The following is a 14386-nucleotide window of genomic DNA, read 5'->3' as shown; positions in this document are numbered from 1 at the left end:
AGGGGGCTCCACAGCAGTAATACAGGGGTAATTTAGATGTCGAATGTCATTCGTTTTTTGGAAAAAATGGGTGGCGAGGCCCAGTGGGGCAGCGTCATCAAGGAAAAGGTGGAATGGGCATTGGCGGATGCTGAAGTTGAGGATTCGCTCCGCTCGGCCATTCTGGATAAGGACGTAGCCCAGTTGCAGGCACTTCTGCAGCAGAAACCATTAGTTGGTTACGTACAGGCACCGGGCGCGCCGGACGAAGAAGAAGAGGAAGAAGAAAATGAAGAGGAGCCTTCCGAAAAGGATGCTCAACGATCGCTCTCTCATTTGTTAGCTTCCACGGCGTAATGCGCGTCGACGGAATCAAGCGCCGTGAATGCAACGCAGGGACCTTCCTGCTATTTGTCATGTTTGCAGGTGCGGCCACAGCCGCACCTGCTCTAGAGAACTTTTCACAGCAGCTGGACCACACGGAAAGCATAAAGACCACCAATTATTTAGAGTTCGTCAGGCAACTGCATGAACTTGAAGCCCGCACGACGGAAATGTCCGAGGCACAGAAATGGCGCTTGCGTTATCTGGAAGGCTGGCAGGCAACTTACGCTGGCGAGAGTGACAAAGCTAAGTTGTTACTAGAAGCAGTGATCAACCAAGCACCCGATAGCGGCGTAAGGGCAAAGGCCACATCAGTTCTGATAAACCTCTTGGGCGTACGACACCGCTACGAGGAAGCTTTCGAGTATTTGGATCGTGCGCTGGACAATCTCTCACAAGTCACCGATCGGGAAGCGCGTGAACACATTCTGGGTGAAGGCTCTCAATTATTAAGCGAAGCGGGGCAGTATGATCTTGCCGCCGGTTATGCCAAGCAAATAATTGCGGAATACCCTACGGGCAGACTCAATTGCCTGGGGCATATGTACGAATTGCAGGCTGCTACCCGCGGCAGCCAAACCCCGGTACCCAAAGCGCTTTTCCAGGATGGCATAGACCGCTGCCTTGCGGTCGGCGAAAAGTTGGCGGCAGATACTATACGCCGTGACATGGCCATCCTCGACATGCAGCAAAACAGGATAGACGATGCACTTTCGATACTGGACGGATATTACGCAGAGGTAAAAGGATTCGATTACCCCGATCTTACTGCGGAATATGATGTTCTCCTGGCGCAAGTCTATTGGGACAAGAAGAACATCCCTTATGCTCAGAAATACGCAATGGCCGCTGTCGACATTGCTTCAAAGAGTGACCTTACTGAACCTCTGGTCAAGGCGTATCAGTTGCTCTACCAGATTGAGCGGCAATATGGCGATTTACGCAGCGCACTCGCCTATCACGAAAAATACGTAGCCGCGGACAAGGAACACCTCGACGATACCCGCGAAAAAGCCCTCGCCTACCAAATCGTCAAGCAAGAAGTCGAATCAAAGAAGGGCGAGCTGGAAACGCTGAACAAACAAAACCAGATCCTGCAACTGCAACAAGCCCTCGACCACAAGGCCGTCGTCACCAGCCGCCTGTACATCACCCTGCTGCTGACCGTCCTCGCCTCGATCGCCTTCTGGCTCTACCGCCTCAAGCGCTCGCAATTGCGCTTCATGCGCCTGGCGCGCCGGGATGGCCTCACCGGCATCTTCAACCGCCAGTACTTCGTCGATGAAGCGGAACAGACGCTGCGCTACGTAGGCAAGTCCTTGCGCGGCGCCTGCCTGATCCTGATCGACCTCGATCATTTCAAGGACATCAACGACACGTACGGCCACGTCGCCGGCGATGCCGTGCTGAAGCGTGCCGTGGCGGTCTGCCAGTGCCATTTGAATTCCTGCGACGTGTTCGGCCGCCTCGGTGGCGAGGAATTCGGCATACTGCTTCCGGAGTGCACGGTCATCCAGGCGCTGGAGCGTGCGGAGCGCATACGCATAGCGATCCAGCAAGTGGACAGCGACGAAGATGTTCCGCTCACCGCGAGCTTTGGCATCGCCGCCACGGCACACTACGGCTACGAGCTGCGCCGCTTGTTGATTGCCGCGGACAGCGCGCTTTATCGCGCCAAGCACGACGGCCGCAATCGCGTGGTGGTCAGCATGGACGACTATGCACCGCGCGCCACCACCGGCAGCGGCCAAAGCCGGCGCACCGAAGCGTCGCCCTACGCAAGTCCCGCGGAATAGCGCATGGCTTCCACGCAAACGCGCACGAATGCCGGCATCTATTTGCCGGTATCCTGCCCTTTGTTCAAATCGATCATCGGAATGGACCCGGCGCCCATCACCTGCGGCAGAATGCCGTTCCAGTGTTGCAAACCGTAGAAACGCGTGTATTCAGGGTCGTTCTTCAATGCCTGCCCCACCGTCTCGATCGCCTTGGCTTGCGCCTGCGCTTGCAGCACGGTGGCCTGCGCCTCGCCGTTGGCACGCTCCACGGCAGCGGTTGCTTCGGCCTGTGCGGTAACGGTTTTCTGCTCGCCTTCGTAGCGCTTCTGCGCCACGGTGTTCTCTGCCTGCACGGCAAGATTCTTGGCGCGTACGGCTTCCTCGATCGACTGATCGAACACCGGCGAGTAATGAATGCCGACCAGTTGCACGTCGATCACGTCGACGTCGAACAAGCGCTGCAACGCCTCGCTGATGTCCTTGCGCATCTGCGTCGTGATCTGGGCGCGCTGATCGGAAATGGTCAGCGTGTTGTAGCGTGCGAACGCGGCCAGCGCCCGGTCGCGCACCACCGGCAGGATGGTGGCCTGGATATCCACCGAACCGGCACGCCCGACGTGATAGAGCAGGTTCATCACTGCCGAGGTAGGTATCTGGTAGATCAGGCTGACGTCGATGGTGACTTTCTGGTTGTCGTTGGTATAGACGTCCAGGCCATTCAACGTATAGACCGAACGGCTCGTTTGCAGGCGATCCACCGTTTCGAAGAACGGCACCTTGAAATGCACACCGGTCTTGAGCGGCGCGGATGTCATTGGTGTACCGCCCAACCAGCGCGTACCCGCTTCTTCGCTCGGCGAAACCACGAACATACTGTTGAACAGCAAGATGATGACGACAACGGCCACCAGCAGTCCGCCACCGAATTGAAAGCGGCCAAACAGCGAACGCGGGTCCTTGGGCGGCAGATTGAGCATGAGCGATTTCCCCTGATGGCGCACAGGCATCTACATGGCGCATTACTGCCGTTCCAGCCTTCGCCGGCATAACGACCACGTATACATGCACTCAGCTGCCAATAGGCTGGCACCTGTGCTGATGGTGGCGGCATCTTGCACCAACGCCATGGCGTTGACGAGTGGCCTCACCATGCCGCCGTCGCCTTTTTTGCGGAGAATTTACGCGGTCAGGACCCTCGCCTAAAAATCGCGCCACCGCGGCAAGCATGCGAGACTCACGCGCATGCTGATCCGCCCCGCCCGACCCGACGATGCCTTGCGCGTAGCCCACGTGCATGTGCGCGCATGGCAGGCGGGCTATCGCCATTTGCTGCCTGGCGACTACCTTGCACGGCTTGATCCGCGAGAACGCGCCCAGCACTACGACTTCGCCAATCAGGACATGCAACGCCCCAAGACCTTGGTGGTAGAAGAAGACGGCACCATCCACGGCTTCGCCACCACCGCGCCGGCCCGCGACGCGGACACCCCCGATGGCGGAGAACTGTGCGCGCTTTATGTGGATCCCGATGTGTGGGGGCGTGGCTTTGGCACAGCCCTGCTGTCCGCTGCCCGGCTTCGCCTGGCCGAGCGGGGATATCGTCACGCCGTGCTTTGGCTGCTGGCCGGCAACCAGCGGGCCGAGCGCCTTTACCGCGCAGATGGCTGGGCGCTCGATGGACAGACGCGCACGGAAAGCATCTGGGACGTCACCGTGGATGAAGTCCGCTATCGGCGACCACTCCTTGCGTAGACGACGAACCGCGCCGACCCATTGCGTCAGGTGACGCAGGAAGTCACCGCGACACCGCGGCGAGGCTGCCTTGCGCGGGCATGCCATCACATTGCAGGTCGATCGCTGCTTTAGGCAAAACAACCACTTCCACGCACTATCACCAGGTCTTCCGCGCTCGGCTGAGCAGTCTTTGACCACCCTGGCAGCGTCGGTTCTTTGGCGCACTTCCTGCTTGACGAGTTCAAACAGGCACTACGACTCGCACTCGCGAGTCATTCAAGCATTCAAGAAAAAAGCAGGCGCTCAGGAGGGGGCGGTGGCCACGCATAAAGACGGTGGGATCGAGATGGTTTCCAAACTGCCATGGCAGGCCGGCATCGTCCTCGGCGCAGCAGGCTATGTTGCCATGCGTTATGGACTGGGCTGGTGCATGACCACGTTTGGCGGTCCGGTCGGCCAGTCCCTGGGCACCTCGCTTGCCGATGGCGCCTACGCGCCCGCCGCCTGGTTGCTGTTGATCGCCTGCTGGCTCGCTGCGCTGATTTCCTTTATCGACAGCCGGCGCCGGCATCGCCTGCTTACCTCGCAAACCGGTTTGCGCAGCCTGAGCGCGATGGACTGGCGCGAATTCGAAATGCTGGTCGGCGAAGCATTCCGCCGCCAGGGTTACAAAGTGCGCGAGATCGGACTGGGCGGCGCGGATGGCGGCATCGACCTGATTTTGCACAAGGACAACACAACCGTCCTGGTGCAATGCAAGCAATGGCGCACCAAGTTGGTGGACGTGCGGGTGGTGCGGGAAATGTACGGCCTGCTCATGCATCACCGCGCCGACGCGGTGAAGATCGTCGCCATCGGCCATTACACCGACGACGCGCAATGTTTCGTGCATGGCAAGCCGATCGAACTGGTGTCTGGGGACGCCTTGCTGGCCATGGTGCGGGAATGCCAGGCGGCCGCATGCAAATAGCAAACGCCAGCCGCCTTGTAGGCCGGAATGACCATCGCCGTTTGCGGCGGCTTCCGCGGCTGGGATTTCACCCCAACGTGCCTTCGTCCTTGCCTACGGGTTGAACAATGCAGCCTGCCCACGCAGCACGCCCGCCTCATCGACCAGCTGCCACACCGTGCCATCATTGATCCAGAAACTGCGCTCCGATTTGCTGACACGCAATCCGCGATAGCCGGTCGAAAACCCCTGCTTGCTGACCTGGTCCAGAAACCGCTTCCTGTCCTCTACGTGTTGCGGCCGCGCGGACAGCCGCGACGGAAGCCGCAGCAGCTCGTCCCAGGAATATTCGAAGCAGCGCTGCGCGGCCAGGTTGCCATAGATAAACACCGGATCGGCGCGCGTGTCATGCGCCAGCAATCCGAACGGCGCCTCTTGATACAGCCAGCGCGCGCCCTGCTCATCGGTCAGGGCGGGATCGACCAGCGGTCGCTTGAGCCATCGTGCATAGCTGCCGGCGAGCAAGCGATAGAGCGATGAAGCGGAGGCAGGAATCGTCATGAGGGTGCATGCATGCAAAGATGATAGATACCGGCTGTGTACAGCACACGCATCGCTGCGTGAATTACAGATTCTTCAAGCGCGGATTAGGCCCGACCACCTGATGACTGTCGACCGGCACCTCGACCAGCATCGACGGACGATCCCGCCGGTAGGCTTCGCGCATGACGTCGCCGAGATTGCTCAAGTCTGGCGACATGCGGACACTCGACCATCCGCACGCACGCGCCATCGCGCCGAAATCGATCCGTTCCAGTTCGCCATGGTAGCGGCGCGCCGGCGTATCGGGCAGGACCTTGGCAAGCCCCTGCTCCACGATCCCGTAGTTGGCGTTGTCCAGCACGAACAATGTAAGGCCGAGTTGCCGGGCTTCGATCAGGCAGCCCCCGTAGAGGCGGAAGCAACCATCGCCGGAAAATACGAACACGTGCTTGCCGGGTGAAGCGATTTTTGCGCCCAACCCAAGTCCGTAGGCACCGCCCATGGCGGAACCGCGGTACAAGGAATAGATCCTTGCGTGCGGATGGGGGCGCTGCGTGACGTATTGGCGATCTTTGTAGGCCAGGCAAACGTCGTCGAACCCGAGGCTGTCCGGCTGCCATAGCTCATCCAGTTTTTCATAGAAGGCCACGATATCCACGGCGTTGCCGGGCCGATTGCCACGCGCGCCAATATTCAGATGCGTATAGCGCGGCGGCTCCTCGTTGCTGATGTGCGGATGCGCCTGGCACCAGAGAATCGTTTCGCGCAGGATCGCTTCGACGTCGCCAACGGTTTGCTGGAACTCGCCAACCACTTGGTGGCGAAAACTTCCGTGCAAGCTTCCGTAGAAATGCGCATTGGCCGTGATGTTCCACACCAGGCCAGCCTTCGGTTGCGCAAAATTGGTGGTGTACTCATCACCGCAGAAGCCGATGGCGATGAGCAGGTCATGCTCGTTCAAGCTATCCCAGAGTTCGGCAGCGCGATCGTTGCCGCCAAAGCCCAGATAGCCGTAGCCGTAAGCATTGTCGCGCGACACTGCATTGGCGCCATTGATGCTCCATACGACCGGCGCCTTGAGCACCTCACAGAGCCTTGAGGTGAGATAAGGCATGTCCCGATAACGCGGTGCCTCGTCGCCGGCCAGCACGACGATGCGGCCCTTTCTTCGCTGCGATAGATGCCGCTGCAAGAACGTGGCCGCGTTTTCATGCTCGGCCACACTCGGTCGGGGCGGCATGCACCGTTCCGAAGCCTGTGACGTCAGCTCCGACAACGCATCGGGTGGCAGCACCAGCACGACGGGCTTTGACTGCTTCAGCCGATCCCATGCCGCTGCGAGCTGCTCATCCAGCACATCGATGTCGTCCAGCACGAACGTGCCGTGCGGCAACTCGGCCATCAGCTGGCCGACCATGTTGCTGCCGGACTCCGTGCTGTCCTGCAGCGGCGCTTGATATGCCATGTCCGACGGCGTAGCCGCAATCAGGTAGACGGCCGGAATATTGTGCAGCTTCGCATCGCTCAAGCCGCACAGCAAAAGCTTGCTGGCCGCCCCGGTGGTCGCCGCCGCCGCGGCGATCTGGCCGGTGGCAAGGTAATGGCCAAGCGGCACAAAGCCGGCTGCATATTCGCCGATCGTAAAAAACTCGATCTGGCCGCCGCGCGTGCGATGCGGCACGTACGGCTCCATATGCTTCAACAAATGCACCAGGCCGCCACCTGTCACACCGGAGCAAACCTTGACGCCCCATTCCGTCATGGCATCGAGCAGACGCTCGTAGCCGATGCGTGGTTCGACAACAACCATGAGAAACCCCCTGCGACTTTCCATTGACAAGAGCAACAGCTGACCGCTCGAGCATCACGTCGAGCTCGAGGATGAAGTGGGTGGTGCGCGGCAAACCCCGCGATATCCGGTTTGCGCAAAAGCATTCATGCCGCGTACGTGCAATGGCACATGCATCTCGTGCGAGCGGTTTTCGCCATTGATGCTATGGCTGGCTAAGTACGATAAATAGGAACTACCGCACAAAAGAACCGTGAATTCCGTTTTTGTGTATATGTTTCCGCAAACGGCTTTTTTCGTTCACACCATCGTCACAACATCTGCAACGTAACAACGTAGGTCGGGTGAGCGAATGCGAACCCCGACATATGCACGATAAGCCACGTTGGAGTTCGGCGACGAGTTTTTTTATGTCGCCAAAGGGCGGATGCGCATTGAGCTGGAACAGCAAGTCATCCACCTGGGCGAAGGCGATTTCTTCACCGTCCCGCGTGGCGTTCGCCACAATCCCATTGCGGATGAAGAGTGTTGGATCATGCTGATCGAGCCGGCGTCGACCAAGCATACGGGCGATGAAATCATTCCGCAGACGCGCAGCTTGGACGAGCAACTGGCTTGAGCAGCGAACGGGGCTTTTCAAGCGTTGATTAGCCTGCCTGCACCGCGCAGCCGCCATTGCGCTTGACCATGTACATGCGCTCATCCGCGCGAATGCACAGCCCGTGCGATGTCTGCGCATCATCCGGAAACATCGCCAAACCAATGCTCGCACCGATCTGCAGGGCATGGCCATCGATCGACAGCGGCGTATCCAGCAACTGCTGTAGCGCGCTGGCGACATCGGCCGCCTCGTTGCGGGTGATCGGCCCTTCCAGCACTACTGAAAATTCATCGCCGCCGGTACGTGCCAGCGTGTCGATACGCCGCAGCCGTCCGTTGAACAGGCGCGCGACCTGCTGCAATACGGCATCGCCCACGTGGTGGCCCAGGGTGTCGTTCACCTGCTTGAAGCCGTCCAGGTCGATAGCCAGCATCGCCATGCGTGCCTGGCGTTGACGCGCGCGCTCGATCGCGCCGCTGATGCGGTCCTGGAACAGGCGGCGGTTCGGCAAACCCGTCAGTGGATCGTGCTGCGCAAGATGCTGATTGCGTTTTACCTGGCCTTCCAACAGCAGCAGGATCATGCCTATCGCAACCAGATACTTGGGCAGATTCCATACTTCGGCACCCACGTCGACCTTGGGCCAGTACAGGTCGAACAGCATGCCGACCGGAAACACCAGCGACCAGGCCAGCAAGCCCAGCGCCGTCACTACAAATCCGCCGGTCCTGCGCTGTTTCGAAAACGCAAATTGCAGGCAGCAAATGAAATAGGCCGCGAATAGCGGCAGCACGCCCATCAGGTCCGAGCCGTGCGCGGAGAACTGCCAGCGCAACAAGGCAATGGCCAGCGCGGTATTGATGCCCACGGTGATCCACCGCGTCGCCGGTCGCTCCGCATGCGGGGTAATGGCGACGATCGCGAGCGGCACCAGCGCAAACAGGCTCGCCGCTGCCACCATGACGCCGTTGGGCACCGACTGCAGCGACGTCAGCGACAGGTAGAACGTGTAGACGATCGACATGGTCCAGAACAACAGGCGGCTTTCCCACTGATGAAGCCGCGGATCCATGGACCAACAGAACAACGTAGCGCACCACACCAGTGCCGCAGTACCGACGATATCGGCAAGCACACCGCCCCATCCCGGCACGTCGAGGAACGAATAGGCGGCAAAATGCAGCTCAACGCAGATCCAGCCCGCCAGCCAAAGCCGCGTCATCATGTTGCCGGCGGGACGCGACACGGTTACGAACGCGTAGATCAGCAATCCAACCGCAAGCAGATCAGGAACTTCTTTCCAGGACATTCATTCGCCCACGCCAGTGGGAACCTCTCGTCGATCGTATTGCCATGGGCTATGCGACGTCCTTATCCCCTGAAACATCAAACCACCGGATCAATTCCCATGCATGACTCGTGCCGTCTTTGTCGTCCTGGAGAAATCCCGGTACGCCGGCACCAGCCGGGCGAACCGTGCATACCCCCTGGTCATCGCGGATAAGCAAAAACCTCCTTGCGTGAGACTCAGCATGGGATCGGCAGCCATCGGCAAATCTTTAGTCCGCACGCCTGCCGCATTCAGCTTATTCCTGCCCATTCACGCGCGCTTGTTTATCACAAGCGTCGTTTTAGATCGTGGCAAATTCTCGTTGACGGCGCGTGTCCAAGCGGTTTCGAAGCAGAACCGCCGGCGCAATGGTTCAACCCTAGCAGGACATCCCGATACACCGAAAAAGTTGGGGCTCGCGTTCGTTCTCCTCAACCCGATCTACGCCGTTTTCCTTGGCATAAAAAAACCGAGGGGTTTCCCCCTCGGCTTCTCTTCGAACGCACCCTTTACCGCTCAGTTCGATTCGGTGAACTGAATGTATGGCGAGGAACCGCCCACCCCACTGCAACTGCCCAGATTCAAGTTGTTGCTCTCACCGGTGCTGCCGTCGTTGGCAATGCAGGACGGTGCAGTGGTCGAGCCGTAAGTGGCGGCGTTCTTCACGGTGATCGAGGAGCCGCTGTTGAACTGGGCTTCCGATCCGCCGGCATTGCCGACCACGTTGAACTCAGACTGCTTCCAGACGGTGGCAATTTTCAGCGTGCTGTCGCTGGCGCTGATGCTGTAGGCAGTGGTGCCGTTGGTGAAGGTAACCTTGTCGCTGCCGCCCGAGGCGGCGGTGAAAGCCAGCTTTACGTTGCCCAGCTTCGTGGCCGCCACGTCCGGCGCGGTGGCGTAGCTGCTGTTCCGATAGCAATCGCCCGCACCGTCGCTACCCCAACCACTCGGGCAGCGGGTGCCGCCGTAGCCGATCAACCAGTACTGGAAGAACACCGCGGCAGAGCCCGTGGTCTCGTAATCGGGTGCATACACGGCTTGCTGCCACACGGTGCAACCGGAGTGGCCATTGCAAGCGGAGGTGGTCGAGGTGAATTGCGTATTGATCTGCAGCGAGTATTCGTTCGGGCCGAGAATGCCGCCGCCGCCATATGCGGCCACACCCACACCCGTTTCGGACGTTACGCCCGTCACCGAGGGAAAGCTGCCTGTGGTGCTCCTGATGAGCGATGAACCTGGCGCTTGCAACACGTAGTCGTTGCCATTGCCGGCGTCTTGCGCCAACTGCTGCTTCGCCTTGAGCGGCAGCACCGGATGCACTGCATGCTGGGTCAACTGCCTGCAGGCCACCTGCTGCCAGACGATGCTCGGGTAATTCGCCTGGAAACAACCTTCCGACGGCGTGGCAATCTGCGCGATATCATCACGCCAGGCCTGGCGTGCAACCGCTTCGATCGGACCCACCTGCTGATCGCTCTGCCCAAGAACGTCCACGGACGGCGCCGCAAACGCCGCGGGAACACAGGCAGCACTGACCAGACCAGCCAAAAGCGCGTACTTGAACTTAGCTTGCATGTTTTGATTCTCCCCAGAAGCAAAAGTGGCAATTCAGTTCGGCTCCGGACCATTCCGAGAGCCGCGGCACTACCAACAGCAACTGCTTCCATTCAGCACAACGACAAGCCTCGCGATCAAAGAGGCCCCACGACAAAAACACCTGGACGTAAAGCGCAATCACTTCGCCAAATCATTCCCACACATCTAAGACGTGCATGATGGCGGCGCCCCTACCTGCATCAGCGCGTGAATTTCGCGCTCGCAATTTTCTTGCACACAAACAGCCTCCGTCACCGCGTTGCGATCAACGCAGCCAAAAAACTCAACAAACACATTCCCCTCAGACCCTAAAGGCGCATTCGCATTGAGTCTCCTACGTGACCTTGCGCTTCGGACTCTCCCCAGAGACCGGATGCCTGGTTAGCGACTTGAGCATGCAGAGCCATATGTATAGGAAACGTGATACGAAACCGGACGTAAAACTTTGCGTCGCACCGCAAGTGCTTCTCCCTGGCAGAACATATTTTTTGCTTTGATATAGCCGGAAATATTGGCCTGCGGAGATAAGCAATGCGGCCTGCCGGGACTGCTGCGCCGATCACGCTTTTCGTGGCTGGCTGGGCAGAAGGCGAACCCAACGGCCCCTATCGTTGCGTGCCACGTGGAGGTTCGGCTTTTGCCCGCGCCCAACCTACAGAACTTGCGGTTCCAGCCGCTAGATAACGTAACGGCATTGGCAACCGGGGCGATGCATTGGCAGTCTCTCTGCTTCGCTGCCAGCAGTGATGCTCTCGGCGCAGTACGCTGAAGGCGTCGTACGATCAGGGGGAAGACGACATGTTTGCAGCATTCCGAAATGGCACGCCAGTGGAAGTCTGGCAGGCGCTGGTGCAGGAGGCATACGAACGAACCGGGCGGCGGCTCGACGAGTCGAGCGAGAGCTACCTGGTCTTTGTACTGCTGCGCTATCAGGCCGACAGTCAACTGTTGTCGCATGCGCAAGGCCTCGATTGGTTGCAGGCGCTGGAACTGGTAGGGCGCACCCGCGCGGACGCACTGCGCGACGTGGGCGATCGCTGCCTGCTGGTGGCTGGCTTGTTTCCCGGTGTGGCTGAACGGCGCCGGGTAAGCGTGGATTACTTCGTCAGCATCGGTCGCAGCGCCTATCAGGGCGTTGCCGACGCCACCCGGCAAGCCTATGCGGAACTGTACGAACAGCTGGCGCGCAGCTATCGCGAACTGGTGCGTACGCTGGATGCGATGCGGGCGTTGCCACGCTCCACCACGCCTGGGATCACGCACTGATGGCGCCATCGCCGTGCTCGCTCGTTACGCGGAGGTGATGCATACAAACACTTGCCTGCATTGCACCTGCGCAACATCCCATTCACGACCAGCCGACGGCCGTCACAGTGCAATGGCATGGCACCTCGCATAGGAGCCGGCCATGACCATTCTCGATACCCTCAAGAGCGAACATGAGACCTTGCGCAGCCTGTTCGCGCGGATCAACGCCACCACCGACGATCAAAAAGACCTCCGCGAAGATCTGCTCAAGCAAGTCGAAGAAGCACTGATCCCCCATTCCAGGTGGGAAGAAACCGTGTTCTACCCCGCCTTCAACAAGCGCGCCACGCACGACCAGCAACTGCTCTACGCGACGTCGATGGAGCAGCACCGCGTGGTGGAAAAAACCCTGCTGCCCGACGTCCATGCCGCCGGCTTCGACACCCGGCAGTTCGCCGGCTCCGCCAAAGTGCTTTCGCAGTTGATCGAAGAGCATGCACATGAAGAGGAAAACCTGCTGTTTCCCGTCGTGTCGCAACTGTTCAACCCGAGTGAGCTGACGGAAATGAATCAGCAGTATGCGCAGTGGAAGCAATCGTCCGCGGCCTCAGTCATGCGCGCGTTCGCCAAGTTCAAGACGGCTGCCAAGGCGGCCCTGCATCAGCCGCGGTCACCCGGGTAGATTGCAAGGAAAGCTCTTCTCGTCACGTATCGCGTGGCGGGATCATTCGAACGGCATGCACCAAGCACGCATTTTCATCATCACAGGATGACAGACCCCTCCCCTGCATCAGCAGGGGAGGACATGCACACGCCACAAATATCGAGAAGAAAAAGCACCCATCACGTCCACACCGCTGTCCGGACAACGTGGACGGCCGGCGTCGGTACATCAGCAAAACATCAAAGAATGGGCTGGGAATGCGGTTTTCCGTCATGCTCGCCTTCGGGCAGGACGGCCTCCGCCAACTCCATCAACGAGCAACCATTGCGGAACTGGATGTTTCTCGTGTCAGGTCCGCCATGAAGTTCGTTTCCCATGTTTTTCCGGCGTCGGCTGAGTACGCCTCTTCGAAGTGATACGTGTTGGCAGTCGCGCCGGAATAAATATCGCGAACCAGCACCGCATGTCCGTCGATGATGTCCTTGTTGTAAAACACGCCGCGCCCCTGCTTGAACTCGCCCACCATCGGCTTGCCAATCGTGCCGTCGTCTTTGCTGGCCCAATAGAGATTCCACTCATGCGTCTTTGCGTTGTACAGCCGCAAAGTAATGCCCTGCAAATGCTCTGTCGCGTTGCCGGCACTCAACTCCTCAAGATTGCCACCGCCGTCCCGGAGCTGGCGCGTGACCACCGTCCCGTTCCACTCGGCCCATGCATGGGAACCGCTCAGCGGGTGTTCCAGGCGCCTGATGTGCGTCTTGAAAGCACCGATACCGAAATCGAACTCATGCCCGTTGTTCTGTGCGTCATCGGACGGCTGGGCATGCGTTGCGACCGAGCCTGTCGCCAACAGCAGCGCGCCTATCACACAAGCTTTGCCAAGTTGATTGAGCATAGCCATGCGTCTCTCCCGCGAATTTGTTCGCGGTAGAAACTAGGCCAAAAAGTGGCTTGTAAAAATAGCCACTACGCTGCGATGTCATATGACCACTTTCATGCTTCGACCAACGCCAGCGCGTCCGCTCCCGCCACGATACGAAGCGGGCATGCCGGCTCATTGGCGGCGCGCCACACTGCCTCGGCCACATCCAGCGATTGTGTAACAGCCGTTGCCTTCTCCCATCCCGTGAAGACACTTTGCACCAGATCGGCATAAGGCTCCGGAAAACCAGCCTGCATCCGCGCACGCGCATTTTCGCCAAACCGAGTCTCCGGCGACCGCCCCGGCAACACCAGGTTCACGCGTACCTGGAACGCTTTCAATTCCAGCGCCAGCGATTCGGTAAACGCATTCACCGCCGCCTTGCTCGCGGTATAGACGGAAAGCAACGGCAACGACCGCAACGTCACGCTCGAGGTGACATTCACGATCACGCCCGCCTTGCGTCGACGGAACTGTGGCAGCACTGCTTGCGTCATGGCGATCGTCCCGAGCGTATTGGTCTCGAAGAGTTCGCGCGCGATATTCATCGGCGTGCCCTCGAGCGCGTTGAGCATGCCGATTCCTGCGTTATTGACCAGCACATCGATCGGGCCTGCCGTCTCCATGGCGTGGCGAATGCTGGCCGGGTCGGTGACATCCAGGGCAAGCACACGCAGACGTTCGGAACGGGGCAAAACGTCCGCGCGCGGCGTGCGCATGGTGGCGATAACTTTCCAATCGCGATCAAGGAAATACCGCGCGATTTCAAGGCCGAAGCCGGACGAACAGCCGGTGACCAGAACAGTCTTCATGGGGTTGCCTGTGATGGGTTGCGTACTGAGACGATAGGCCGTCGCAACAGGACTCAC

15 protein-coding genes are annotated in these 14386 nt (G+C 59.5%); 8 read left to right on the top strand and 7 right to left on the bottom strand.

Annotation, left to right across the window (positions count from 1 at the left end; all coding sequences use genetic code 11):
* Positions 1-36 precede the first annotated feature (36 nt).
* Together V7M64_RS05085 and V7M64_RS05080 are read left to right on the top strand one after the other, a co-directional pair.
* A complete protein-coding gene (locus tag V7M64_RS05085; protein ID WP_333677520.1) occupies positions 37-336 on the top strand; it encodes a hypothetical protein in 300 nt (99 codons plus the stop codon).
* Complete coding sequence (locus tag V7M64_RS05080; RefSeq protein ID WP_333677519.1) at positions 336-2159, top strand: GGDEF domain-containing protein; 1824 nt, start codon at positions 336-338, stop codon at positions 2157-2159. The genes V7M64_RS05085 and V7M64_RS05080 overlap by 1 nt, the downstream gene beginning before the upstream one ends.
* A 38-nt stretch (positions 2160-2197) precedes the next feature.
* On the opposite strand, the gene V7M64_RS05075 is transcribed toward V7M64_RS05080, so the two are convergent.
* Positions 2198-3118 carry an SPFH domain-containing protein gene (locus V7M64_RS05075; protein WP_333677518.1) on the bottom strand — a complete coding sequence of 307 codons (921 nt, stop codon included), beginning with the start codon at positions 3116-3118 and terminating at the stop codon, positions 2198-2200.
* A 265-nt stretch (positions 3119-3383) separates the two neighbouring features.
* Here V7M64_RS05075 and V7M64_RS05070 point away from each other — a divergent pair, with 265 nt between their 5' ends.
* Together V7M64_RS05070 and V7M64_RS05065 are read left to right on the top strand one after the other, a co-directional pair.
* Positions 3384-3893 carry a GNAT family N-acetyltransferase gene (locus V7M64_RS05070; RefSeq protein ID WP_333677517.1) on the top strand — a complete coding sequence of 170 codons (510 nt, stop codon included), beginning with the start codon at positions 3384-3386 and terminating at the stop codon, positions 3891-3893.
* A 298-nt stretch (positions 3894-4191) separates the two neighbouring features.
* Entirely contained in the window at positions 4192-4845 is a 654-nt protein-coding gene (locus tag V7M64_RS05065; protein ID WP_333677516.1) for a restriction endonuclease, read from the top strand.
* A gap of 93 nt (positions 4846-4938) precedes the next feature.
* Here the strand turns inward: V7M64_RS05065 and V7M64_RS05060 are convergent, their stop codons facing one another.
* A complete protein-coding gene (locus V7M64_RS05060; protein ID WP_333677515.1) occupies positions 4939-5385 on the bottom strand; it encodes an MEKHLA domain-containing protein in 447 nt (148 codons plus the stop codon).
* A gap of 64 nt (positions 5386-5449) precedes the next feature.
* Positions 5450-7177, bottom strand: a complete 1728-nt coding sequence (locus V7M64_RS05055) for a thiamine pyrophosphate-dependent enzyme (RefSeq protein ID WP_333677514.1) — start codon at positions 7175-7177, stop codon at positions 5450-5452.
* Between the two features lie 364 nt (positions 7178-7541).
* Between V7M64_RS05055 and V7M64_RS05050 the strand changes: the two genes are divergently transcribed.
* Positions 7542-7775, top strand: a complete 234-nt coding sequence (locus tag V7M64_RS05050; RefSeq protein WP_333677513.1) for a cupin domain-containing protein — start codon at positions 7542-7544, stop codon at positions 7773-7775.
* A gap of 28 nt (positions 7776-7803) precedes the next feature.
* Here V7M64_RS05050 and V7M64_RS05045 read toward each other — a convergent pair whose 3' ends face one another.
* Entirely contained in the window at positions 7804-9066 is a 1263-nt protein-coding gene (locus V7M64_RS05045) for a diguanylate cyclase (RefSeq protein ID WP_333677511.1), read from the bottom strand.
* A 103-nt stretch (positions 9067-9169) separates the two neighbouring features.
* Between V7M64_RS05045 and V7M64_RS05040 the strand changes: the two genes are divergently transcribed.
* Positions 9170-9625, top strand: a complete 456-nt coding sequence (locus V7M64_RS05040) for a hypothetical protein (protein WP_333677509.1) — start codon at positions 9170-9172, stop codon at positions 9623-9625.
* Here the strand turns inward: V7M64_RS05040 and V7M64_RS05035 are convergent.
* On the bottom strand, positions 9604-10662 hold the full coding sequence (locus tag V7M64_RS05035; protein WP_333677508.1) for a hypothetical protein: 1059 nt from the start codon (positions 10660-10662) through the stop codon (positions 9604-9606). The two genes, V7M64_RS05040 and V7M64_RS05035, sit on opposite strands and share 22 nt — an antisense overlap.
* An 819-nt stretch (positions 10663-11481) precedes the next feature.
* On the opposite strand from V7M64_RS05035, the gene V7M64_RS05030 reads away from it, so the two are divergent.
* The gene (locus V7M64_RS05030; RefSeq protein WP_333677507.1) at positions 11482-11949 is read left to right on the top strand and encodes a hypothetical protein; all 468 of its coding nucleotides are present in this window, start codon (positions 11482-11484) and stop codon (positions 11947-11949) included.
* Positions 11950-12091: 142 nt separating this feature from the next.
* A complete protein-coding gene (locus V7M64_RS05025; RefSeq protein WP_333677506.1) occupies positions 12092-12613 on the top strand; it encodes a hemerythrin domain-containing protein in 522 nt (173 codons plus the stop codon).
* A 292-nt stretch (positions 12614-12905) separates the two neighbouring features.
* Here V7M64_RS05025 and V7M64_RS05020 read toward each other — a convergent pair whose 3' ends face one another.
* Positions 12906-13496 (bottom strand): hypothetical protein, encoded by a 591-nt coding sequence (locus V7M64_RS05020; RefSeq protein WP_333677504.1) that lies wholly within the window; start codon positions 13494-13496, stop codon positions 12906-12908.
* 92 nt (positions 13497-13588) lie between these two features.
* On the bottom strand, positions 13589-14329 hold the full coding sequence (locus tag V7M64_RS05015) for an SDR family oxidoreductase (RefSeq protein WP_333677503.1): 741 nt from the start codon (positions 14327-14329) through the stop codon (positions 13589-13591).
* Positions 14330-14386 lie beyond the last annotated feature (57 nt).

The organism is Dyella sp. (assembly GCF_036746095.1).
Classification (GTDB): Bacteria; Pseudomonadota; Gammaproteobacteria; order Xanthomonadales; family Rhodanobacteraceae; genus Dyella_B.
The sequence above is the reverse complement of the archived record's forward strand: the minus strand, read 5'-3'. Positions and strand labels throughout refer to the sequence as shown.